Origin of the sequence: Paenibacillus sp. VT-400, assembly GCF_001029205.1 — a bacterium.
Lineage (GTDB): Bacteria > Bacillota > Bacilli > Paenibacillales > Paenibacillaceae > Paenibacillus > Paenibacillus amylolyticus.
The window spans coordinates 41,274-62,696 of the sequence record NZ_LELF01000069.1 but is presented as its reverse complement, the minus strand read 5'-3'; the positions used below and the strand labels follow the sequence as shown (position 1 = coordinate 62,696).

26 protein-coding genes and 1 riboswitch are annotated in these 21,423 nt (G+C 45.8%); of the genes, 24 read left to right on the top strand and 2 right to left on the bottom strand.

All coding sequences use genetic code 11. The annotated features are described in order from the left end of the window. Positions 1-144 precede the first annotated feature (144 nt). The 8 genes from tmk to rsmI all read left to right on the top strand — a co-directional run bounded on the left by tmk (position 145) and on the right by rsmI (position 6,026). On the top strand, positions 145-792 hold the full coding sequence (gene tmk, locus EL84_RS30325; RefSeq protein ID WP_017691392.1) for a dTMP kinase: 648 nt from the start codon (positions 145-147) through the stop codon (positions 790-792). A 61-nt stretch (positions 793-853) separates the two neighbouring features. Then, positions 854-1,183 (top strand): cyclic-di-AMP receptor, encoded by a 330-nt coding sequence (locus EL84_RS30320; protein ID WP_017691391.1) that lies wholly within the window; start codon positions 854-856, stop codon positions 1,181-1,183. Between the two features lie 343 nt (positions 1,184-1,526). After that, on the top strand, positions 1,527-1,970 hold the full coding sequence (locus tag EL84_RS30315; protein WP_017691389.1) for a YaaR family protein: 444 nt from the start codon (positions 1,527-1,529) through the stop codon (positions 1,968-1,970). 9 nt (positions 1,971-1,979) lie between these two features. Next, positions 1,980-2,951: a DNA polymerase III subunit delta' gene (gene holB, locus EL84_RS30310; RefSeq protein WP_047844520.1), complete on the top strand. Its 972-nt coding sequence runs from the start codon at positions 1,980-1,982 to the stop codon at positions 2,949-2,951. Positions 2,952-3,068: 117 nt separating this feature from the next. Then, positions 3,069-3,869: a stage 0 sporulation family protein gene (locus EL84_RS30305; RefSeq protein ID WP_017691387.1), complete on the top strand. Its 801-nt coding sequence runs from the start codon at positions 3,069-3,071 to the stop codon at positions 3,867-3,869. Between the two features lie 28 nt (positions 3,870-3,897). After that, positions 3,898-4,266, top strand: a complete 369-nt coding sequence (gene yabA, locus EL84_RS30300; RefSeq protein ID WP_017691386.1) for a DNA replication initiation control protein YabA — start codon at positions 3,898-3,900, stop codon at positions 4,264-4,266. Positions 4,267-4,361: 95 nt separating this feature from the next. Continuing rightward, a complete protein-coding gene (locus EL84_RS30295) occupies positions 4,362-5,141 on the top strand; it encodes a tRNA1(Val) (adenine(37)-N6)-methyltransferase (RefSeq protein ID WP_047844519.1) in 780 nt (259 codons plus the stop codon). Then, a complete protein-coding gene (gene rsmI / locus EL84_RS30290; RefSeq protein WP_036606130.1) occupies positions 5,142-6,026 on the top strand; it encodes a 16S rRNA (cytidine(1402)-2'-O)-methyltransferase in 885 nt (294 codons plus the stop codon). A gap of 284 nt (positions 6,027-6,310) precedes the next feature. Here rsmI and EL84_RS30285 read toward each other — a convergent pair whose 3' ends face one another. Then, positions 6,311-6,565 carry an AbrB/MazE/SpoVT family DNA-binding domain-containing protein gene (locus EL84_RS30285; protein WP_024633700.1) on the bottom strand — a complete coding sequence of 85 codons (255 nt, stop codon included), beginning with the start codon at positions 6,563-6,565 and terminating at the stop codon, positions 6,311-6,313. A gap of 317 nt (positions 6,566-6,882) precedes the next feature. Here EL84_RS30285 and EL84_RS30280 point away from each other — a divergent pair, with 317 nt between their 5' ends. The 14 genes from EL84_RS30280 (at position 6,883) to EL84_RS30215 (ending at position 19,847) form a co-directional block, all read left to right on the top strand. Beyond that, positions 6,883-8,160 (top strand): HD domain-containing protein, encoded by a 1,278-nt coding sequence (locus tag EL84_RS30280; RefSeq protein WP_036606129.1) that lies wholly within the window; start codon positions 6,883-6,885, stop codon positions 8,158-8,160. Positions 8,161-8,492: 332 nt separating this feature from the next. Then, positions 8,493-9,263: a TatD family hydrolase gene (locus EL84_RS30275; protein ID WP_179087975.1), complete on the top strand. Its 771-nt coding sequence runs from the start codon at positions 8,493-8,495 to the stop codon at positions 9,261-9,263. A 241-nt stretch (positions 9,264-9,504) separates the two neighbouring features. Further along, positions 9,505-9,758, top strand: a riboswitch (cyclic di-AMP (ydaO/yuaA leader). Between the two features lie 273 nt (positions 9,759-10,031). Further along, positions 10,032-11,216 (top strand): 3D domain-containing protein, encoded by a 1,185-nt coding sequence (locus EL84_RS30270; protein WP_047844518.1) that lies wholly within the window; start codon positions 10,032-10,034, stop codon positions 11,214-11,216. A 155-nt stretch (positions 11,217-11,371) separates the two neighbouring features. Further along, positions 11,372-11,917: a ribonuclease M5 gene (gene rnmV, locus EL84_RS30265; protein WP_017691379.1), complete on the top strand. Its 546-nt coding sequence runs from the start codon at positions 11,372-11,374 to the stop codon at positions 11,915-11,917. A gap of 4 nt (positions 11,918-11,921) precedes the next feature. After that, the gene (rsmA, locus tag EL84_RS30260) at positions 11,922-12,824 is read left to right on the top strand and encodes a 16S rRNA (adenine(1518)-N(6)/adenine(1519)-N(6))-dimethyltransferase RsmA (protein ID WP_100528122.1); all 903 of its coding nucleotides are present in this window, start codon (positions 11,922-11,924) and stop codon (positions 12,822-12,824) included. A gap of 59 nt (positions 12,825-12,883) precedes the next feature. After that, positions 12,884-13,780 (top strand): sporulation peptidase YabG, encoded by an 897-nt coding sequence (gene yabG, locus EL84_RS30255; protein ID WP_017691377.1) that lies wholly within the window; start codon positions 12,884-12,886, stop codon positions 13,778-13,780. Positions 13,781-13,933: 153 nt separating this feature from the next. After that, positions 13,934-14,209 (top strand): biofilm formation stimulator Veg, encoded by a 276-nt coding sequence (gene veg, locus EL84_RS30250; protein WP_017691376.1) that lies wholly within the window; start codon positions 13,934-13,936, stop codon positions 14,207-14,209. Between the two features lie 257 nt (positions 14,210-14,466). Then, the gene (locus EL84_RS30245) at positions 14,467-14,643 is read left to right on the top strand and encodes a small, acid-soluble spore protein, alpha/beta type (protein WP_017691375.1); all 177 of its coding nucleotides are present in this window, start codon (positions 14,467-14,469) and stop codon (positions 14,641-14,643) included. Positions 14,644-14,792: 149 nt separating this feature from the next. After that, a complete protein-coding gene (ispE, locus tag EL84_RS30240; RefSeq protein ID WP_026081373.1) occupies positions 14,793-15,647 on the top strand; it encodes a 4-(cytidine 5'-diphospho)-2-C-methyl-D-erythritol kinase in 855 nt (284 codons plus the stop codon). Between the two features lie 97 nt (positions 15,648-15,744). Then, complete coding sequence (purR, locus tag EL84_RS30235) at positions 15,745-16,572, top strand: pur operon repressor (RefSeq protein ID WP_017691373.1); 828 nt, start codon at positions 15,745-15,747, stop codon at positions 16,570-16,572. Between the two features lie 188 nt (positions 16,573-16,760). Continuing rightward, positions 16,761-17,045, top strand: coding sequence for a septation regulator SpoVG (gene spoVG / locus EL84_RS30230; RefSeq protein ID WP_017691372.1), 285 nt, complete (start codon positions 16,761-16,763; stop codon positions 17,043-17,045). Positions 17,046-17,128: 83 nt separating this feature from the next. After that, positions 17,129-17,323 (top strand): hypothetical protein, encoded by a 195-nt coding sequence (locus tag EL84_RS30225; RefSeq protein WP_124118801.1) that lies wholly within the window; start codon positions 17,129-17,131, stop codon positions 17,321-17,323. A gap of 77 nt (positions 17,324-17,400) precedes the next feature. Next, positions 17,401-18,792: a bifunctional UDP-N-acetylglucosamine diphosphorylase/glucosamine-1-phosphate N-acetyltransferase GlmU gene (gene glmU, locus EL84_RS30220; protein ID WP_260633062.1), complete on the top strand. Its 1,392-nt coding sequence runs from the start codon at positions 17,401-17,403 to the stop codon at positions 18,790-18,792. Between the two features lie 101 nt (positions 18,793-18,893). Beyond that, complete coding sequence (locus EL84_RS30215; RefSeq protein ID WP_017691370.1) at positions 18,894-19,847, top strand: ribose-phosphate diphosphokinase; 954 nt, start codon at positions 18,894-18,896, stop codon at positions 19,845-19,847. A gap of 105 nt (positions 19,848-19,952) precedes the next feature. On the opposite strand, the gene EL84_RS31565 is transcribed toward EL84_RS30215, so the two are convergent. Then, the gene (locus tag EL84_RS31565) at positions 19,953-20,153 is read right to left on the bottom strand and encodes a hypothetical protein (protein WP_024633712.1); all 201 of its coding nucleotides are present in this window, start codon (positions 20,151-20,153) and stop codon (positions 19,953-19,955) included. A gap of 139 nt (positions 20,154-20,292) precedes the next feature. Here EL84_RS31565 and pth point away from each other — a divergent pair, with 139 nt between their 5' ends. Then, on the top strand, positions 20,293-20,853 hold the full coding sequence (gene pth / locus EL84_RS30210) for an aminoacyl-tRNA hydrolase (RefSeq protein WP_047844517.1): 561 nt from the start codon (positions 20,293-20,295) through the stop codon (positions 20,851-20,853). Positions 20,854-20,950: 97 nt separating this feature from the next. Next, a complete protein-coding gene (locus EL84_RS30205; protein WP_017691368.1) occupies positions 20,951-21,181 on the top strand; it encodes an anti-sigma-F factor Fin family protein in 231 nt (76 codons plus the stop codon). Positions 21,182-21,423: the final 242 nt, after the last annotated feature.

Below are 21,423 nucleotides of genomic sequence, written 5' to 3'. Positions count from 1 at the left end.
TCTTGGTGTTATTAATACGTACCGATATAGCTGTAGCTATACACCTCTGGGCGGGAGATATCATATCTTGTAGCAAGAGGGTCTAAGCATATTCAATTACAGCAGCAATAGATGCAATTATCGACATAGAAAGCAGGGAAGCATATGCAGGGCAGAGGTAAATTCATTACGCTGGAAGGGGGAGAGGGTTCCGGTAAAACAACGATGATCGGTAGAATAGGTTCTTATTTTGAAGAACGGGGTATACCTTACGTAGTTACGCGAGAGCCTGGTGGAATTGAGATTGCGGAGAAAATACGTTCAATTATTCTGGACCCTCTCCATACGGCAATGGATGCTCGAACCGAAGCGCTATTGTATGCAGCTGCACGCAGCCAGCATCTGGCGGAGAAAGTAGAGCCTGCGCTGAGAGCTGGAAAAGCAGTCATCTGTGACCGATTTGTCGATAGCAGTCTGGTCTATCAAGGCTACGCCCGTGGACTCGGGATAGAGAATGTATGGGCCATTAACCGTTTTGCGATTGGTGATCTCATGCCGGATGTGACCTTATATCTGGACATTGAGCCTGAAGTGGGGCTTGCCCGGATCGATGCTCATGATGGCCGCGAAGTAAACCGTCTGGATCTGGAAAATCTGGAGTTTCACCGTAAAGTGCGAGAGGGTTACTTCCTATTAAAAGAGCAGTTCCCGGAACGAATCAGAGTTATCGATGCTTCCATGAAGCAGGAGGATGTCTTGGCAGCAATGATTTTGTCGCTGGAGACAGGGATTTTGAAGGATTTTGACGAGTAATTGTCTAATATATAGACAGGGCATTTGATAAAGGTGCTTATTCTAAAGGAGGTTATGCAGGATGAAACTGATTGTTGCGATTATACAGGATAAAGACAGCAACCGATTATCCAGCGCATTGGTCAAAGCAAACTTTCGGGCAACGAAGCTTGCCAGTACGGGCGGATTTTTGAAGGCAGGCAACACGACGTTTATGATCGGTGTCGATGATGGTCAAGTCGAATCTGTAATGAACGTCATTCGCAGCAGCTGTAAGGTTCGTGAACAGCTCGTGACTCCGGTCACACCGATGAGTGGAACAACCGACTCTTACCTGCCGCTACCTGTTGAAGTTCAAGTAGGCGGAGCTACTGTATTTGTTCTCCCGGTAGATCGCTTCGAACATTTCTAATTAAACCTATTGCATGGATCTCATGAGGGTCCTTCATGATTGATAGCATGTTGGAAACGATGGATGCAAGAAGAGTTAACAGAGTTCGTGCGTGCCACTTACGGAACGCCTTTCTTGATGAGAAGAATCAGCATACTCTTTCCGGATGAGCATTTCCCAGCTGGGGAATGGTTCATTTCGGAAAGAGGTTGACTACAAAGAACAAGTCCTTGATGGTGATGTATATCTACCATTATATATAGAGTGTGATCAGCATATATAAAAGCCTCATTCTCACGCACAGGCGCAACGCGCACTGTGCTGATGGGCGATTGGCTAACTAAGATAGAAAGCGGGCGTATCCATGAAAATCAATCCTGGATTCAGACCGATTCAGAGCGGGATCAGTTCTACTGATTCAGGTTCCAAACCGGTTCAATCCAAAAATTTCTCTGATATGATGAATCACCAGGGAGAACGGGCCTCACAAGCTGAACTGAATCGCCGGTTTAGTGAAATCCAGCTTCAGGGAGATCGCTTGGCACGCTCCATGACGATTCGTGAACTGAAGGCGTATAAGCAACTTGTTAAAAGGTTCCTGGAAGAGACCGTTCGTCGCGGTGTATCCATGAAAGAGACAAGGGGTTGGGATCGTCGTGGCAGAGGCAAGCGGTATAAGCTGATTGATGAAATTGACTCCGCTCTGTTATCCATGGCTGATGAATTGCTGGATACAGAAGAAGGAAAAATCTCTCTATTACAACAAGTAGGCGAAATTCGGGGGATGCTTATTAATTTAAGCTTCTGAGGAGGAAGTATGTCCTTTCAACAAATTATGGGTCAACAAGCGGCCAAGCAAATGTTACAAAACAGTTTGAGACGTAAGGCAATAAGCCATGCGTATTTGTTTAGCGGTCCAGCCGGTAGCGGGCAACGGAAGACGGCAATTACCTTTGCCAAGGCAATATTCTGTACAGAGCTTGAAGATGACGCTTGTGGGCAGTGTCTTGAATGTCGTAAGGTGGATCACGGTAACCATCCGGATCTAACCATGCTTGCACCAGATGGAAACAACATTAAAATAGATCAAATCCGGGATCTGCAGCGTATTTTTTCATACCGATCCGAGGCTGGACATCCCAAAGTATATATTATAGAACAAGCCGAGAAAATGACGGTGCAGGCAGCAAACAGTTTGCTCAAATTTCTGGAGGAACCGCAGGTACCAGCAGTCGGCATCCTGATTACAGATAATGGACAGGCCATGTTGCCAACAATCCGCTCACGCTCCCAATTGGTGCCCTTCAGCGCACTGAATCCGGAAGAGATGCTGCAATCTCTGATCGAGGAAGGGCACCCTGCCAATCTGGCTCGCTCTGCCGTCCATTTAGCGTCAGGATTGGAAGCATGTAGAGAAATTCTCCAGCAGAATTGGTTTGCAGAAATTAGAAACGTAATGTTACAATTAGGGAAGGAGTCCCTGGGTAGAGGAAGTACATCATTGATCTCTGCACAGCAGAAGCTTTTTAAAACCGGATTCTCTGAACACCTGGACATGTTACTCAGTTTGTTCCATCTATGGTTTAGGGACATGCTGTATGTTCAGTACGATAGGCATGAACATATCGTTTTTATAGATCAGTTAGACATGTTATCTCAGTTGGCACATACCCGCAGCACAGAGCAGTGGGTCTCCTATATGGATATGGCCGCAGCATGCAGAAAAAAATTGCGTTTCAACGTCAATGGCCAGCTTTGTCTGGAGCAATTTTTGATCGGTTTGGCATAAGACTGGGAGAGGGCAAAGTTAGCTCCAATCATATGCAAACGGTTATAACTTCGGCCGGTTCCCTAAGAAGACGGGGCTTCAGACGAAGTGGGGTTGGCTTACAAGGGGGTTAATTTTTTGTACAGTGTAGTGGGTGTCCGTTTCAAAAAAGCGGGCAAAATTTATTACTTCGATCCCCTGGACCTTCCCATTGAGAAAGAAAACTGCGTTATCGTGGAGACAGCGCGGGGGGTTGAGTACGGTAAGGTTGTCGTAGGTAAGAAGGAAGTGGGCGAGTCCGATGTGGTGTTGCCGCTGAAGAAAGTCATCCGCGTTGCGGGCGATACAGATGCCCGTGTGGTTGATGAGAACAAGCGTGCAGCGAAGGAAGCATTCGGTACTTGTTTAAATAAAATCAAAGACCATGGCCTCAAAATGAAGCTGGTCGATGTGGAATTTACGTTTGATCGCAATAAAATTATATTTTATTTTACAGCTGAAGGAAGAGTTGATTTCCGGGAGCTGGTCAAGGATCTGGCAAGCATATTCCGGACACGAATCGAGCTGAGACAGATTGGTGTACGTGATGAAGCGAAGATGCTTGGCGGAATCGGACCTTGCGGCCGTGTGTTGTGTTGTTCTTCCTGGCTGGGAGACTTTGAGCCGGTATCAATCAAGATGGCTAAAGATCAGAGCCTGTCACTGAATCCGACGAAAATTTCAGGGTTGTGCGGAAGACTCATGTGCTGTCTGAAATTTGAGCATGATAACTATGAAAGTGTGAGAGAAGAACTGCCAGCTGTAGGCAAATTGGTCGTCACCTCATTGGGTGAAGGAAAAGTTGTCGGAATTAATGCCGGTAGCCGCACAGTCCATGTTCAACTGTTCGACATCAGTAAAGTCAAAGAACTTCCGCTGGATGACGTCGTTATCAAGTAAACCATAAAGGTTGCTTCGGGGTGGAAACTTGGAAAAGAAAAATCTGTTTACGCACATTCATGAAATGGAAACCCAACTGGGTCAGTTGCACGGTGATTTAGGAGAGTTAAAAATGATTGTGAAGGAGCTGCTTGAGGATAATCAGCGGCTTACCATCGAGAATGAGCAGTTACGCAAACTGCTCAAACGTGAGGCTCCGGCAGATCTGCCGATCTCCTCAGCACTCGCTCCTGTAGCAAGACCAGCAGGTCCGGCTACAGGCGAGGATGTTGTGGGTGAAGGGTATGATAATCTGGCTCGGTTGTATCACGAAGGCTTCCATATCTGCAACGTCTATTATGGACATTTGCGGACGGAGGGCGATTGTCTGTTCTGCCTGTCTTTTTTGAATAAATGAAGTGACCGTAGGGATCCCCTACGGTTTTTTTTCAAGGTTATAAACCTAAACTAAACGAACATGAGATATAGAGTACCGGAGGATGAGCGTAACATATGAAAGCAAATGAAGTTGTTTTACATGAGTCAGAGCGGATTGATGATCTGCTCTCTCATGATCTGAGAATCATTCAAAGTGATGAAGTGTTTAGTTTTTCGATGGATGCCGTATTATTAGCCCGGTTTGCTTCCGTACCTAAACGGGGTCGTGTACTTGATTTGTGTACCGGTAACGGGGTGGTTCCCATTTTGCTTACAACGCGTACGCAGGCTAGTCTGGAAGGGATCGAGATTCAGCCACGTTTGGCTGATATGGCGCGTCGCAGTGTGCAATTAAATACATTGGATGAATCGATTATGATTCGTGAAGGTGATTTGCGAGAACTCGTGAAAGAAACAGGACATGCTGTATACGATGCAATAACGGTTAATCCTCCATACATGCCTCTGAATGGCAGTGATCTCAAGATGAACACACATCAGGCAATGGCACGTCATGAGATCGGATGTACCCTGGAAGAAGTGATTCAGGCGTGCAGTCGACTTGTACGTAATGGCGGCAAAGTATCGATGGTTCATCGTCCACAGCGCCTTGCAGAGATTATCTCACTCATGCGCGAATATAAGCTGGAACCAAAACGGATTCGGATGGTACATCCCCGTGCTCATCTGGAAGCCAACATGGTGTTAATTGAAGGAATGAAAGATGGTAAACCGGAAGTTAGGATGCTTCCTCCACTCATTGTCTACAATGAAGAGGGGAAATACTGCGAAGAGATTATGGATATTTACTATGGTCAGCAATATGCTGAGCGTACTACGAAAGGAGGGCTTTAGATGACTTTGCATATTCAAAAAAGCTATGCGGAGCAGCCTGAAGGATCAGGCAAGCTCTATCTGGTTGGAACACCCATTGGTAATCTGGAGGATATGACCTTCCGTGCCATCAAGACATTGCAGAGTTGTGACATCATTGCAGCAGAAGATACACGCCAGACCCGAAAGCTGCTTACCCATTTTGAAATTACACCTTCGATGCTGTTTAGTTATCATGAGCATAATAAGGGGGCGAGTGGACCTGAACTGATACGCTATATAATAGAAGGAAAAAATTTGGCACTTGTCAGCGATGCCGGTTTGCCAGCCATTTCGGACCCTGGTTCTGACCTTGTACAGCTTGCACTGGAAGCCGGAATAACGGTCATTCCCATCCCGGGGCCCAATGCTGCGTTGTCTGCTCTGATCGTGTCCGGATTACCGACGGAGCGTTTTACATTCGGCGGTTTTTTGCCGCGGGAGAAAAAGGACATGCGAAAAGTGCTGGAGGCTTTTGACGAATCCAACGGGACTTTGTTATTTTATGAATCGCCTCACCGTATTCGGAAAACATTAGTCCACCTCGAAGAAATTCTGGGTGATCGCTCGATTGTCCTGGCACGTGAACTAACCAAGCGTCATGAGGAATTCGCAAGGGGTACTGTGAGGGAATGCATAGACTGGCTTGAAGAACATCCACCTCTTGGCGAGTACTGCTTGCTGGTAGAAGGCATTAAGGAAGAGGAGCGTAAGGCTGAGCGCGAAGCATGGTGGCAGCTCATGTCACTCGCGGATCATGTCAGCCATTATGAGGGTGAAGGACATAACCGCAAAGATGCAATGAAAAAAACGGCTACCGATCGCGGTCTGGCGAAGCGTGATGTATATAATGCATTAATCGAGTAGTAATCTAACCAAATATCTTCTGTTGTGGGGAACATAACCTGAAAAGAAGCTTATATCCAACCTTAGTGGAATATTAAAAAGAGCAGAGTGGCTAAAAAAAATTCCGTACAAATTTCATCGTTCTCTCCCAGTTCGCGTGTGACAGAATCATTTTGGGTAATGGAACCCATAACATGGCAAAAAAAATACCTTCCGCGGTGGGGTTCACACCGGGAAGGTCATTAAGGAATATTAAAAAAGGTTAGAAATAACAATTTAGATAAGTCCAGTATACCTGGTTTTTCTTATTTTGTCACAGGTGCAGGGATTTCGGAAATACATTCGTTACAAACAATTTTACCTTTGAAGTAAGTAACGTTCTCTGCATTACCACAGAAGATACAAGCAGGCTCGTATTTTTTCAACATGATGCGCTCGCCGTCAACGTAGATTTCCAGAGCATCTTTTTCACCAATACCGAGCGTACGGCGCAATTCAATTGGAATAACTACCCGTCCCAGTTCGTCCACTTTTCTTACAATACCTGTTGATTTCATCATTATAATCAGTGCTCCTCTCAGCTAACTATCTTTGTCATTATTCGACATTATTTTATGTTTTATGATACTCATCATACCAACGATTCCCAAATCAGTCAACCTTAAAATTAGCTTAAAATTAAGGCTGTTTTTCACAAGGTTACTGGTGGTAAGGGATTGGAAGCTGTTTTTCGCATTTAAACCTCAATGTCAGCTTTGTCGATTTGGAAAACGACAAAACTACTTCATTCGACAAAATTCGTCATACGGTGTCGAATCTTAGGTGAATCGCAGAGCTCAAAGCGTTAATATAAAAGAAATTAAAGGAGTGAGTCGACATGGAACAACGTTTAACGGAAGAGAAAGTATTCAAAGATCCGGTACATAATTATATCCACGTGCAAGATCCGGTTATATGGCAGTTAATTAACACCCCGGAATTTCAGCGTTTACGCCGGATTCGTCAGCTGGGTACTTCTTACCTTACCTTTCACGGAGCAGAGCATAGTCGGTTCTCACATTCACTAGGTGTTTATGAGATCACACGCAAGATCATCTCTCAATTTGAAAGAAGTCATTATTCGGATTGGCCGAAGGAAGAAAAGATTGTAGCTCTGTGTGCAGCTCTGCTTCATGATCTCGGGCATGGGCCATTCTCTCACTCCATCGAGGAAGCTTTTGACATGAATCACGAAGATTGGACTTGCCGCATTATTACAGGTGATACCGAAGTAGGGGCGATCTTAAGACGGTATGCTCCTGATTTTCCTGAGAAAGTAGCGTCTGTCATTCAAAAAACGTATGAAAAGCCGATTGTGGTGAACTTGGTGACCAGTCCGCTTGATGCAGACCGAATGGATTATTTGCTCAGGGATGCCTATTTTACAGGTGTAAATTATGGCACGATTGACCTTGATCGTATCCTTCGGATGCTGCGTCCTTATCATGGGCGGATTGTAGTCAAGGAGTCAGGCATGCATGCTGTGGAGGATTACCTAATGTCTCGGTATCAGATGTATTGGCAGATTTACTTCCATCCGGTAACTCGTAGTTCTGAAATTATATTGCGGCAAATATTCAAGCGAGCGAAAACACTCCTACAACATGGTTTTCAATTCCGCTTCATGATTGATCCACTCCCTCAATTATTTGAAGGAGAATTATCCGTGGATGAATATTTGCAGTTGGATGAAGCATTAATTCAGACGGCATTTACGCAGTGGCGCAAGGAGGACGATACTGTTCTAAGTGAGTTATGCGAACGTTTTATGGATCGCAAGTTATATAAGTATGTAGAGCTTGAACAGGTCGACTTGACAATGATGGAAGAGATTCGGGAAGCTTTTGTACAGGCTGGCCTCGATCCCGAATATGATCTTGAAATTGATTTTCCTTCGGATAATCCGTATGATGTGTTTCGTCCGGATGAATCCACAGATAAGCAGATTCTTCTTCTGGATCGACAGGACAATTTACGTGAGTTGTCAGAAGTATCTGACATTGTCCGTTCCATCAGTGGGCTTCACCGAGGGAAACATCATTTGTATTACCCTCAAAACAAGGTGGATGCGATTATTCACGAATTACCGTCACATATACGCCCCTATTTCTTGTAATCATGTGGGTATAATCCGATGAAGAATTTCGATATCAAAACACTTTCTAAAAGAGCTATTTTTCATGATACAGTAATCTGCTTTAATGGGGAGTATATGTAGATCGACATAATTTTGTAAATGCAAGTAGGCAGAATGAGCAAAATCAACAATATATAGATCAGAATATCCGTATATCTTCTATATATTGTAGTTGTGAAGAAACAAACGTAATGATGTAATACACAGATACCCAAAATGTTTTATGTATGAGTCATTGAATTATTGAATTTTACAAATTGGATTTTGAAAAAGAAGATAGTCGTTATTTCGACATGAAGGGAGATACAGACATGATGCTGTTCGACACACATACACATCTGGATGCACCACAATTCGACGAGGACCGCGAGGACATGATTCAGCGTGCTGTGGATGCAGGAGTTGGTCGCATGATCAACATTGGCTTTAACCGGGAGACGATTCCAACCACAATGAAACTCGCCGAAACATATGACTTTATATATGCAGCTGTAGGGTGGCATCCCGTAGATGCGATCACAATGCAGGAGGGCGATTTGGAGTGGATTGCATCTTTATGCAAGCATGAAAAAGTGGTTGCGATCGGTGAGATTGGATTGGATTATCACTGGGATACTTCACCAAAAGAAATACAGCATCGCGTATTACGACAACAAATTGCTTTGGCGCGTGAAGTGAACATGCCAATTGTCATCCATAATCGGGATGCACATGAGGATATCATAAGAATTTTGCGTGAAGAGAAGGCGGGCGAAGTTGGTGGTGTGATGCACTCGTTCTCGGGCAGCTGGGAAACAGCAAAAAGTTGCCTCGATATGGGCTTCCATCTCTCCTTCGGAGGACCGATCACATTCAAAAATGCAAAGCAACCCAAAGAGGTGCTGGAGAAGGTTCCTATGGACCGGTTTTTCATTGAAACAGATGCTCCATATTTGACACCGCACCCTTATCGTGGGAAGCGAAATGAGACAGCGCATGTACGTCTGGTTGCAGAGGCAGCTGCGGAAATTAAAGGCATTTCGGTGGAGGAAATTGCTGCAATAACAACCAAAAATGCCATGGAACGATTTGGGATTCGTTAAAAAAACGAGCAAATGAGGTGAAAAAGGCAGGTAAGCGGAGGTAATTTGCCCTTTGATCCAAATAAATCAAGAATATTACAATATTTTAACCAAATATTCAGAAAAACGTACTTGATCAACGCTTTACAACATGCATCAAAACAGGATATCATCTTTTCAGTGAATTGTTGTGCGGAAAATTGGACAGATGTTCGGGGGATGAACAAAGGGACACTTTCCGATGAAACAACATTACTTTCATGAATCAGTCTCGCTGAGTCTCCGTTATCGGAGAGCGGGGGAACCAATAGGGCTTAAACATCGGTGTATTTGGCCGATGCGCAACGTTCGCTGACCCAAAAGCAGCGAAGGGAACTGCGAAGCCGTATTTGATTTCTTCTTTGGGTCTCGGGGTGAATTCAAGGGCGTCCGCCATGAGCGGGTGACCCAAGATAGGGCGGCTCTCTTTCGCCCGAACCCGACAGCTAACCTCGCAAGCGGAAAAAGAGAGGCAACCTCGTGCATGAATTTCCGATATTCAAAATCATTCGGAAGCCACGAAAGAGTTCCTCTTACACTCTTTCTTTGGCTTTTTTGTTTTTGAATAAAAGAAATATTGTCATCATACGGTAGGTATTCAGGAGGATGACATCATGTTGCGAAGATTGATTCATGGTGCAGAACCGGATTATGTTGGTCCAATCTGTGTTCTGTAGAAAATTTGGTATAGTCACGTCAAAGACATCATGCATTACTTTAGACGGCGAGGCTATGAAGGAGGACGGAGAAGTGGGCACATTCCAACCAGAAGAGACCCATGAGTCACGATCATCCAGTAAGTCTTTCGCGTTGCGGTGGAAGCATGAGAACATGCGTCAAATGGCATTGATCGCGATTTTCTCAATTGCGCTTACAATCATGATCTTGTTAGTCGTTTACGGTCAGGCCGGGAAACAAATTTCACTGGTTATTGATGGCAAAGCTCAGGTGGTAGAGACTCGTACAGGAATGCTTCAGGAAATGCTGGAGGAGCAGTCGATCACAGTCAGCCCTCACGATAAGGTATCCATGTCCATGAATGGGGCGTTAACAGATGGAGACCGAATCGTTATTGAGCGGGCCGTTCCAGTTAACATTACGGCAGACGGAGACACCAAGACTCTGTATACAACCGATTCATCGGTAGAAGATGCAATTCAAAAATCAGGTATTCAAGTTGAAAGTAATGATAAAGTGTATCCGGCGCTTGGAACTGCGATCAAACCGGAGATGAAGATCCGTGTAGTGCGCGTAACAAAGCGTACAGTGGACGTAGAGCAACCGATCGCTTACAAAGTCATTAAAACGGCTGACCCTAGCTTGTACAAAGGGGATAACCGTGTCGTTGTGAACGGCAAAGAAGGCACAATTGTGCAGCATATCGAAAAGGTATTTCAGGATGGAGAATTGGTCTCCAAAAAAATGGTCGGCAAATCTGTCGCGAATAATCGTGTAGATAAAGTGATCGCTGTCGGCACCAAAGCAAAACCGGTCGTGAAAGAACCTGAGATTCAGACCGTATCGGCTCAAACGTCAACAACCAAAAAGGCTACAACAACGAACTCGAAGAAAACATCTGCCTCGGGCAGCAAAGTGATTACCGTATCCGGGACTTCTTTTAAATACTCCAAAGTACTTAAAAATGTATCCATGACTGCCTACTCTTCCGAAGAGCCTGGCATTGGAACTAAAACAGCTTCCGGTACTCGTGTAACGGAAGGGCGCACCATTGCGGTTGATCCCAAAGTCATTCCAATTGGCTGGTGGGTATATATCGAAGGTCTGGGATTCCGTCGTGCGGAAGATACAGGCGGTGCCATTAAAGGCAACAAAATTGATGTGTATTATGACAGTGTGAAGCATGCCCTGAATTTTGGACGTAAGAAAGGCAAGACGGTCTACGTGATCGGTCCGGTGAAGCCGGAAGCGAACTAAAATCGTTTTACTTTGAAATGGGAATGCTATAAAATAGTTGCATGAATGATTCATGCGGAATATGCGGCGGAGGAGTCTGAATTCAGTCTCCCCCGCCGTTTGGCAGAGAAGAGGATATTCCTCTTCTTTTTGCGTTAGAAAGGAAGAAATGGAACATGATAAAAGAAGTCATTGTGGTGGAAGGCCGTGACGATACGGTAGCTATCCGTCGGGCCGTGGAAGCCGATACCATAGAAACAGGTGGATCAGCCATCAACCAACGCATTCTGAAGCGGATTGCGCTTGCTCAGGAGAGACGGGGAGTCATTGTACTGACAGATCCGGATCATGCTGGCGAACGCATTCGTAAAATTATTGCGAACAAGGTCCCTGGCTGCAAACATGCCTTCATTCCGGAAGCCGATGCAACGCGCAAAGGGGACATTGGGGTGGAGAATGCCTCACCCGAGGCGATCCGTCATGCGTTGGCGCGCGTACATACTTCATACGAAGGTGCTCCGAGCCTGATCGATTGGGAGGACCTGATCGCGGCAGGACTTATTGTGCATCCGCAGGCTGCTGCACGTCGTATGGAGATGGGCAATCTGCTAGGCATCGGTTATTGTAATGGTAAGCAGTTCCACAAACGTCTCAGTGTATTTCAGATTACACGGGAAGAGTTCTCTACAGCATTAGCGCAAATTGAACGTGAAGGATTGTGAGCATATGAAGAACATGGAAGAGACGATTGAAATTGCAACGCCCAAGCGTACGAAAGAGATTATTCAAAGACACGGATTCTCATTTAAGAAAAGTCTGGGTCAGAACTTTCTGATCGATCAAAATATACTGAACAAAATTGTTAATGCAGCCGATTTGGACGAGTCCAAGGGTGCGTTAGAGATTGGGCCGGGTATTGGAGCCCTCACGGAACGACTGGCTCGGGTAGCCGGTCCCGTCACAGCCGTAGAGATTGATCAGCGCTTGATCCCAATCCTGGGAGAAGTGATGCAGCCTTATTCAAATGTACGTGTTCATCATGGGGATGTGTTGAAGCTTGATCTGGCTGAGTTGTTTAATACGGATTTTGCATCCGTGGACAAAGTCAGTGTTGTGGCTAACCTGCCTTATTATGTAACGACTCCAATCATGATGAAACTTCTGGAAGAGAAACTGCCGGTAGACAGCATTGTTGTCATGATCCAAAAAGAAGTGGCTGAACGCATGGCTGCTGCACCGGGATCAAAAGACTATGGCAGTCTGAGCATCGCAGTTCAGTACTACAGTATGCCGGAACTTGTGTGTATTGTGCCTCCTACGGTCTTCATTCCGCAACCTAATGTGGAATCAGCTGTCATTAAGCTGAAGGTGCGTGAGCAGCCACCAGTGGAGATTCCGGATGAAGCACACTACTTCGAAGTGGTACAGGCTTCTTTTGCTCAGCGGAGAAAAACAATCTCAAACAACTTGAAGGCACGTTTCTTCACAAAGGAGAACCGGGAACAGGCAGACATTCTGCTGGAGCAGGCAGGTATTCAACCGTCCCGGCGTGGAGAGACATTGAGTCTGCAAGAGTATGCCACACTCAGCACCGTAATGTGGGAAGCTGGGGTACGTGCAGCGCTGTAAAATTTGAATGAACCAAACCGGGTCTTTGCCCATACGATGGGGTAGAGGTGATTACGTTGATGAATATCGGAGACTTGGTCGTTCGGAAGTCATACGGCGGCGATGTGACTTTTCGGGTGGAAGGCCTCCAGTTGGATGCTGCGGTCATTAAAGGGACTGAGTTCCGGCTGATTGCCGATTCCCCGGTGGACGATTTGATACAGGTTCCTTATGAACCACAAAGCGCCAAGACCAGACAGGCGCATATTAAAGCACATCAGACCCTGTCCCGTCTGCAGCAGAATCGTATGGAACAGGCTGAGCGGAATCGTGAAGGTCTGGTACAGGATTGGTCTGCCCAGCAGGAACCGGCTTATTTTGAAATGCCTGGAAAGGTGCTTCATCTGGATGGAGATCCGAACTATTTGAAAAAAAGTATGGATCTCTATGAGCAACTTCGTGTGCCCGCAGAGGGACAGTATGTCCATGAATCGGCAATGGCAGATACCTTATACCGCTTATTACCCAAAGTACGTCCGGATATCGTAGTTATTACGGGTCATGATGGGGTGTTAAAAACACGTCAGCCCTATGACTTATATAGTCTTGGTAGCTACAAGAACTCGCAAAATTTTGTGTCGGCCATTCAGGTGGCCAGACAATATGAACGCCATCTAGACGCACTCACTATTGTTGCAGGGGCCTGTCAGTCCCATTTTGAGGCACTGCTGCGCGCTGGAGCGAACTTTGCCAGTTCTCCAGGCAGAATTCTCATTCATGCACTTGATCCGGTCTATGTGGCAGCCAAGGCCTCCTTTACTTCTGTGCGCGATACGGTCAACATGAGTGATGTTCTGCACAATACCATCAGTGGTAGCCAGGGTGTGGGTGGTGTTGAGACACGGGGGAGTTACCGGGTAGGTCTGCCTGGGCTGAATGATTTATCTACGCTAAAAGTGAACCCGTCGGCAGTCTGATGTAGGCCATTTAAAGTCCCAATATGGGGCTTTTTTTGTTTGAAAAAAAATTCATTGACAACAACTTTTTGATGCTGATATAATAATTAGTTTTGATTTGACAATGACTGTAAAATCCGGTATAATGGACAAGAAAAGAGGTGGTCGTCGACAATGGCTAAAAACACGCTGTTGGATATCAAACGCAATCTCGATGCACATATTGGTCAGAAAATTATGTTGCGGGCTAATGGTGGCCGCCGTAAGACCATTGAGCGTACGGGTGTATTGGAAGAAACGTACCCTTCTGTTTTTATTGTTAAGCTTGATGAGGAGCAAGAAACCTTCAAGCGAGTATCTTATAGTTATGCGGATATACTTACGGAATCGGTGGAAGTCATGGTTTATGACCCGGGCAGCCAGACGCATAGTTCCTATATGGAGACGTAAGTATCGATTTACAGGCGATTCGCCCCACAAGGCGGATCGCTTTTTTGTTTTCTTTAAACACCAATTCTCCCTCTAACGTAACCCATACATACTCAGGAATGAGCGAGGAACGGTCGCGGCATACTATATGGACAGGTGAAGGGACAGTTTCTTAAGCAATGCAGGAAACTGAATATGGCCTGGTGACAAGATGTCCAAAACGTGAACGAACAACGAACTCATCACATTATGAAGGATACTTTGGAGGAGGATGGTTCATGAGTCGCAGAAGAAGAAGTGTCATGTCAGAGGATCTGAAGAATGAGCTCGCGAAAGACCTGGGTTTCTATGATACGGTGCAACAGGAAGGTTGGGGCGGAATTAAAGCCAAGGATGCAGGAAACATGGTAAAACGTGCAATTCAACTTGCTGAACAGGCTGCGCGCAAATCTTAAACCGTTTCAAGCAGACTGAAAAGCGGGGAAATCCGTCAGGAATAACCCCGCTTTTTCCCCTTAGATGCGGAATACAAATGACTTGACAGCCCCATTTTGATATAATATGTTAAGTTGTCTTAGGGAAAAGGTGAGGACGGGTGAACGCCTTGAAAATTTACGAAAAAGCGCCTGCTAAAATTAATTTGATGCTGGACGTTTTACATAAAAGAAGCGATGGATTCCATGAAGTTGAAATGATCATGACCATGGTCGATCTGGCTGATCGGCTGGAAATGTCGGAGCTGCCGCGAGATACTATTTTCATCTCCAGTCAGGCGGGTTATATCCCGCTCGACGAGAAGAATCTGGCTTTCCAGGCAGCCAGACTCATTAAGGAGCGCTATAACGTGCGTACGGGCGTCCATATTCATCTGGATAAAAAGATTCCAGTTGCAGCCGGACTTGCCGGCGGCAGCAGCGACGCAGCAGCAGCGCTGCGTGGATTGAACCGTCTGTGGCGATTGAATATACCGGATCACGAACTTCAGGAGCTTGGAGCTGAACTCGGGTCGGATGTTCCATTCTGTATCACAGGAGGGACTGCACTCGCTACAGGCCGTGGTGAGAAGTTAACTCCCATTCCTAATCCGCCGCAATGCTGGGTAATTCTGGCCAAGCCTCCGATTAATGTGTCTACAGCCGATGTGTACGGAAGGTTCCGCAGTGACAAGATTGTTCGTCATCCGAGTGCAGCTAAAATGGAGCAGGCTATACGCAATCAATCATTTACGGAAGTCTGTGACCAGATGGGCAATGTGCTTGAAGATGTGACGTTGAAGCTGTATCCGGAAGTTCAGCATCTGAAGGATGCCATGATTCGATTGGGTGCAGACGGCGTGTTAATGTCTGGTAGCGGTCCAACGGTATTTGGTCTGGTTTCCAAAGAATCCAAGGTTGCCCGGATATATAATGGTCTGCGTGGGTTCTGTAAAGAAGTGTATGCTGTACGTATGTTAACGTAAAATTCGCTTTTATAATGTACAAACACGTATAAAGGTGTTATATTCTTAAATAATTATTCGGATTTGGATGTTTCCGTGATCGTGAGGATGGATCTCTGTGAAGAAGTTAAAACGAAGCGCAAGGCTGGTTGAAATGACGCAATACTTATTGTCCAGACCGCATACGGTTATTCCGTTGACCACATTTGCCGAACGTTATGGTGCCGCAAAGTCTTCAATTAGTGAAGATTTGGCGATTATCAAAGAAGTGTTCGAAGAAGGTGGGTCAGGAGAACTGCATACACTGGCTGGAGCAGCCGGGGGAGTAAGATGGATTCCGAAGGTATCCAGAGAACTGGCACTGGCATTTGCGGAGCGGCTCTCGACCCAGCTCGCGCAACCTGATCGGATCTTGCCTGGAGAATACTTGTACATGTCCGACTTGCTTGGTCAGCCCGCATTGATGAATGAAGCCGGCAAGATTTTTGCAACGGCCTTTGGCAATATGAATATTGATGTGGTTATGACGGTAGAAACCAAAGGAATTCCATTGGCTTATGCAACCGGTGCCCAGCTCAACCTGCCTGTCGTGCTCGTACGCAGGGACCATCAGGCTACAGAAGGATCGGCCGTAAGTATCAATTATGTATCCGGGTCCCATAAAAGTCTGCATACCATGTCCCTGTCCCGCAGGGCGATGCGTGAGCATTCCAGGGTACTTATTGTGGATGACTTCATGAAGGCCGGGGGTACGGTGCAAGGAATGATCGATCTTTTGGCCGAGTTTAATGCTACAGTAGCCGGGGTAGGGGTACTGGTGGAATCTGGTTCTGTAGATTCAGAAGAACGCCTGTTAACAGATTACGTATCTCTGGCGAAACTGACAGCGGTTGATGCCAAGAGCAGACAGATTTCCGTCAAGCCTGGCAACTATTTTGACCTGTAGAAAGATGACGAATGTTATGTCGTTAAAAGGTCTTTTCCATCGACCTGGCACTAACGTTGTCGAATTGTGTATTAAATAAAAAAATTCCTGAAATTAGGAAATTTTTGTGGTTATAAAAAGAAGGAGTTCGTATATGCTGTGTGGAATTATACACCAAGTTCTGATGGAAAAAGGTGGTGAACACACACATGCAAATTACGGATGTCAGACTCCGCCGTGTTAACTCGGAGGGGAGAATGAAGGCTATCGCATCCATTACCATCGATAACGAATTCGTCGTTCATGACATTCGTGTCATTGATGGTAACAACGGAATGTTTGTTGCTATGCCGAGCAAACGTACTCCTGATGGAGAGTTCCGTGATATCGCCCACCCGATCTCTTCCGGTACGCGTGAGAAGATTCAGGCAGCAGTTTTGACTGAATACGATCGTGCGGCAACTGAGGAAGAAGTCATTGAAGAAGGTGCCTGAGAACATTATTGGGGTTCGAAGGAAAAGAGAGCCATGTCTTATGGCTCTCTTTTCTTTTTGACCGGAATAAGATATATTCAGTATTGAGTTTATTAGCAGAGAACAAAAAGCGCATCGTGCGCTTGGTGGCAGGGCGGCATCTTAGGAATCATTGGGATTCGGTTAAGCTCGCAGGTACACGGCGTATACATATAGGTCACGATTCGTTGGTGTCCGCGTTGTTACGTGTGATTACAGAGACAGCAGGCGATGAACAGGACCGGCTTGAAGCCGGCTGAACGATACTCATTGGATATAGATCAGCAATGCATTTCAATGGGATTTTCAGAACAGGAGGTCGTTAATTTTGAAACGAATGGCAATCGTTCTTGCCGCAGGGCAAGGAAAACGAATGAAATCAAAATTGTACAAAGTACTGCATCCCGTATGCGGTAAACCTATGGTTGGACATGTGCTGGATGCAGCACTCAGCGCAGGCGTTGAACGCAGTGTAGTTGTAGTCGGTCATGGTGCCGAAGCGGTGCAGTCATTTTTGGGTTCCAGAGCAGAGTATGCACTTCAGGCGGAACAACTGGGTACAGGTCATGCAGTGAAGCAGGTTAAATCCTTGCTTGGCGGTGAAACAGGCTCTACGATTGTGGTCTGCGGAGATACACCACTTGTGACCAGTGAGACGTTGGAAGGTCTGATGAAGCTGCATGAGAGCAGTGGAGCAGCAGCCACAGTTCTTACGGCTCAGTTGGACAATCCCAAAGGTTATGGCCGCGTCATTCGCGGAGAAGATGGATCTGTACAACGGATTGTGGAACAGAAGGATTGCACGGAGCAGGAAGATGCTGTGAATGAGATTAACACGGGCACATACTGTTTTGATAATGCAAAATTGTTCGCTGCCCTGGAGAAAGTGACGAATCAGAACGCTCAGGGAGAGTATTATCTCACAGACGTAGTTGGCATTTTCCGCAATGATGGAGAAGTTGTTGAAGCTTACATGTCGGATGACATCGCAGAATCCATCGGGGTTAACGACCGACTTGCACTTTCGCAAGCCGAAGCCTTCATGCGTGAACGTCTTGCCGTACGCCATATGTTGAACGGTGTGACAATCATTGATCCGTCATCGACATATATCGGAGCGGATGTTACGATTGGATCAGATACAGTTTTGTATCCGGGGACGATCCTCAAAGGCACAACTTCCATTGGTGAAGCATGTCATATTGGTCCTCAGGCAGATGTGGAAGACAGCGTTATTCAGGACGGAGTTACGATTAAACATTCGGTAGTATCCAATGCCGAGGTTGGTTCTGATGCAACGGTTGGTCCATTTGCTAATTTGCGTCCAGGGACTAAGCTGGGTCGCAACGTAAAAATTGGTGACTTTGTTGAAGTGAAAAATGCTACAATTGATGAAGGTTCCAAAGTATCTCATCTCAGCTATATTGGGGATGCCAAAGTAGGGAAAAACGTAAATGTTGGATGCGGGGCAATAACTGTCAATTATGATGGTTATAATAAAGCTGTGACAACGATTGAAGATGATGCTTTTGTAGGCAGCAACGTCAATCTGATTGCACCGATTACGGTAGGAAAAGGCGCTTATGTGGTTGCTGGCTCCACCGTTACCCATTCCGTTCCCGAGAATGATCTGGCCATTGCTCGTCCACGTCAGGAGAATAAACCTGGTTATGCGGAGAAGATTCGCGGACGTGCCAAAGCCAAGAAACAAAATGCCAAACCCCAATAAGGGGTTTTGATAACAAGATTGCCTCCCGAAGATCGGGGAGGTGCCGACATGTCGCAGACGCTTATTGATTCCAATGAACCAGCACGGAGGGTTTTTATTTTATGACTTATTTTGATTCGAAATTAAAAATATTTACTTGCAATTCTAACCCCAAGCTCGCCCATCAAATTGCTGATTATATCGGGATCCCTATGGGTGAATCTCACACAACCAGCTTTAGTGATGGCGAGATTCAAGTGAAACTCTCCGAGAGTGTTCGGGGTTGTCACGTTTATATCGTGCAGTCCACTTGCTTGCCGGTTAATGATAACCTGATGGAAATGCTCGTTATGATTGATGCACTCAAACGGGCATCTGCCAAGACGATTAACGTCGTTATTCCTTACTATGGCTATGCAAGACAGGATCGCAAGGCACGTTCGCGTGACCCGATTACAGCGAAACTGGTTGCTAACCTGATTGAAAAAGCGGGTGCAACCCGTGTCATCGCGATGGACTTGCATGCAATGCAGATCCAGGGATTCTTCGACATTCCAGTCGACCATTTGCTTGGCGTGCCAATTCTGGCTCAATATTTCCGGTCGAAACAGATCGAAAATCCGGTTGTTGTGTCGCCTGACCACGGTGGCGTAGTGCGCGCACGTAAACTGGCTGATTTCCTGAATGCACCCCTGGCGATTATCGATAAACGTCGTCCTGAGCCAAATGTGAGCGAAGTGATGAATATTATCGGTAACATCGAGGGTAAAACAGCTATCCTGATCGATGACATTATTGACACGGCGGGAACGATTGTACTGGGAGCGAATGCTCTGATGGAAGGCGGCGTAAAAGAAGTATACGCGTGCTGTACTCACCCGGTATTGTCGGGACCTGCGATGGAACGTTTGGAGAATGCACCATTGAAGGAAGTCATCGTAACGGATACCATTCCAATTACGCATGCTAATCCGACAAGCAAACTCAAAGTGTTGTCTGTAGCGCCTTTGCTCGGAGAAGCGATTATCCGGGTTCATGAGGAATTGTCAATCAGCAAGCTGTTTGAAATTGAATAAGGATGTCTGCATAAAGTAGTAGAGGGGTTACGTTTTCCGGTTCAATGGAAAATGTAACCCCTGTCGGCGTGCCGTTTTATTAAAAGTGAAACAGACGCTGGTCAGCTAATACCCCGGGCGGGAGATAAATCGGAAACGACGCCGATGAAAAAGCGTGTCGGCAATTTCGACGAATTGATTATCGAAACGTGTGATTAGACCAATCTCAATATGGGTGTCGCGGTCGTATACCTGTACAGGTACGTGATATTCGAGATGATAGATAAAATCGCTATGTTGAGTCAGTTGTCCATTGTCTTCGCGCAAAACCCGCTCACCTTCCTGGGTCGATAAAATATTAACTGTGAACACTACAGTAAATCGATCTTTACTTTCTTGATATTATATGAAATATAAGATTCGAAGTCTATGCCTCACCTCAGGCTAAACCGAAGGAGGGAACAAGATGAAGTGGATTGTCGGACTTGGAAATCCAGGCTCGAACTATGCCAAAACCCGTCATAATATCGGTTTTATGGCACTGGATCGGTTGGCTGATCGTCATAATATCTCCATTACACAGAATAAATGTAAAGCGCTGATTGGAGAAGGCAATATTGGCGGTGTGAAAACTGTACTGATCAAACCAATGACCTATATGAACTTGTCTGGTGAATCGGTTCGAGCATATATGGACTTTTATAAAGTTAGTCTTGCAGATCTGATTGTAGTGTACGACGACATGGATACAGAGATTGGCAAAGTCAGATTGCGTTACCAAGGTAGTGCAGGCGGACATAATGGAATCAAGTCCATTATTCAGCATACCGGTACACAGCAGTTTAACCGGGTGCGCATGGGAATATCCCGGCCTGAACGAGGACATGCCATTGTTGATTATGTACTGTCGACATTTATGAAGAAAGAAAAGGAAGCCCTTGATCAGACCATTGAGCAAACATGTGATGCCCTGGAGCATAGCTTGACTCATACGTTTGAACAAACAATGGCGAAGTTTAACGGTTAATTTTGTAAGACATACTGGTAAAATGATCATAAAGACGGGTTCGATTCAGCCATACTGGACATACTGGATGTATAAACCATGTTCAGGAGGCATAAACATGTCAGTGAATTACGTATGTAGGCATTGCCGTACCTTTATTGGACGAATCGATTCTGCCCGGATAACGGAAGTAGAGCTCGGCTTTCATTTCTTGACCCCCGACGAGCGGAGGGATATAATAGCGTATAATTCCGGTGGTGACATTACCGTTCGGATTACATGTGATTACTGTAAGGAAGCCCTGGAGCACAATCCGGAGCTTAGCCTGCTCGCGAGTCCGCTTCAGTAGACATCGCCTGTACAGGATCGAATGACAGTTGAGGGCGGTTGCGTAATAACGCTCCACCTTTTATAGCCTTGGCAGCCTGCTGAGGCTTCTTTTCAGTTGGCATGAAAGTCATGGCTATCTCGAAATCAGGCTCAGCCGCATCAACAGATGTGGCAATGTTGCGAGTAATCCGATATGATGAAACAGGACAAAAAGGAATTTGTATCCATTTTAATAGTGATGCTACGCGTATGCGTGAGATA

What these genes read in the sequence shown, in the direction of transcription:
- rsmI (WP_036606130.1), top strand. Translation starts at nt 5,142, where the DNA reads ATGACTTTGCATATTCAAAAAAGCTATGCGGAGCAGCCTGAAGGATCA.
- EL84_RS30285 (WP_024633700.1), bottom strand. Translation starts at nt 6,565, where the DNA reads ATGATGAAATCAACAGGTATTGTAAGAAAAGTGGACGAACTGGGACGG.
- EL84_RS30205 (WP_017691368.1), top strand. Translation starts at nt 20,951, where the DNA reads ATGTCAGTGAATTACGTATGTAGGCATTGCCGTACCTTTATTGGACGA.
- EL84_RS30275 (WP_179087975.1), top strand. Translation starts at nt 8,493, where the DNA reads ATGATGCTGTTCGACACACATACACATCTGGATGCACCACAATTCGAC.
- tmk (WP_017691392.1), top strand. Translation starts at nt 145, where the DNA reads ATGCAGGGCAGAGGTAAATTCATTACGCTGGAAGGGGGAGAGGGTTCC.
- rsmA (WP_100528122.1), top strand. Translation starts at nt 11,922, where the DNA reads ATGAAGAACATGGAAGAGACGATTGAAATTGCAACGCCCAAGCGTACG.
- EL84_RS30315 (WP_017691389.1), top strand. Translation starts at nt 1,527, where the DNA reads ATGAAAATCAATCCTGGATTCAGACCGATTCAGAGCGGGATCAGTTCT.
- EL84_RS30295 (WP_047844519.1), top strand. Translation starts at nt 4,362, where the DNA reads ATGAAAGCAAATGAAGTTGTTTTACATGAGTCAGAGCGGATTGATGAT.
- glmU (WP_260633062.1), top strand. Translation starts at nt 17,401, where the DNA reads ATGGCAATCGTTCTTGCCGCAGGGCAAGGAAAACGAATGAAATCAAAA.
- veg (WP_017691376.1), top strand. Translation starts at nt 13,934, where the DNA reads ATGGCTAAAAACACGCTGTTGGATATCAAACGCAATCTCGATGCACAT.
- EL84_RS30320 (WP_017691391.1), top strand. Translation starts at nt 854, where the DNA reads ATGAAACTGATTGTTGCGATTATACAGGATAAAGACAGCAACCGATTA.
- rnmV (WP_017691379.1), top strand. Translation starts at nt 11,372, where the DNA reads ATGATAAAAGAAGTCATTGTGGTGGAAGGCCGTGACGATACGGTAGCT.
- EL84_RS30215 (WP_017691370.1), top strand. Translation starts at nt 18,894, where the DNA reads ATGACTTATTTTGATTCGAAATTAAAAATATTTACTTGCAATTCTAAC.
- yabG (WP_017691377.1), top strand. Translation starts at nt 12,884, where the DNA reads ATGAATATCGGAGACTTGGTCGTTCGGAAGTCATACGGCGGCGATGTG.
- EL84_RS30245 (WP_017691375.1), top strand. Translation starts at nt 14,467, where the DNA reads ATGAGTCGCAGAAGAAGAAGTGTCATGTCAGAGGATCTGAAGAATGAG.
- EL84_RS30280 (WP_036606129.1), top strand. Translation starts at nt 6,883, where the DNA reads ATGGAACAACGTTTAACGGAAGAGAAAGTATTCAAAGATCCGGTACAT.
- spoVG (WP_017691372.1), top strand. Translation starts at nt 16,761, where the DNA reads ATGCAAATTACGGATGTCAGACTCCGCCGTGTTAACTCGGAGGGGAGA.
- pth (WP_047844517.1), top strand. Translation starts at nt 20,293, where the DNA reads ATGAAGTGGATTGTCGGACTTGGAAATCCAGGCTCGAACTATGCCAAA.
- holB (WP_047844520.1), top strand. Translation starts at nt 1,980, where the DNA reads ATGTCCTTTCAACAAATTATGGGTCAACAAGCGGCCAAGCAAATGTTA.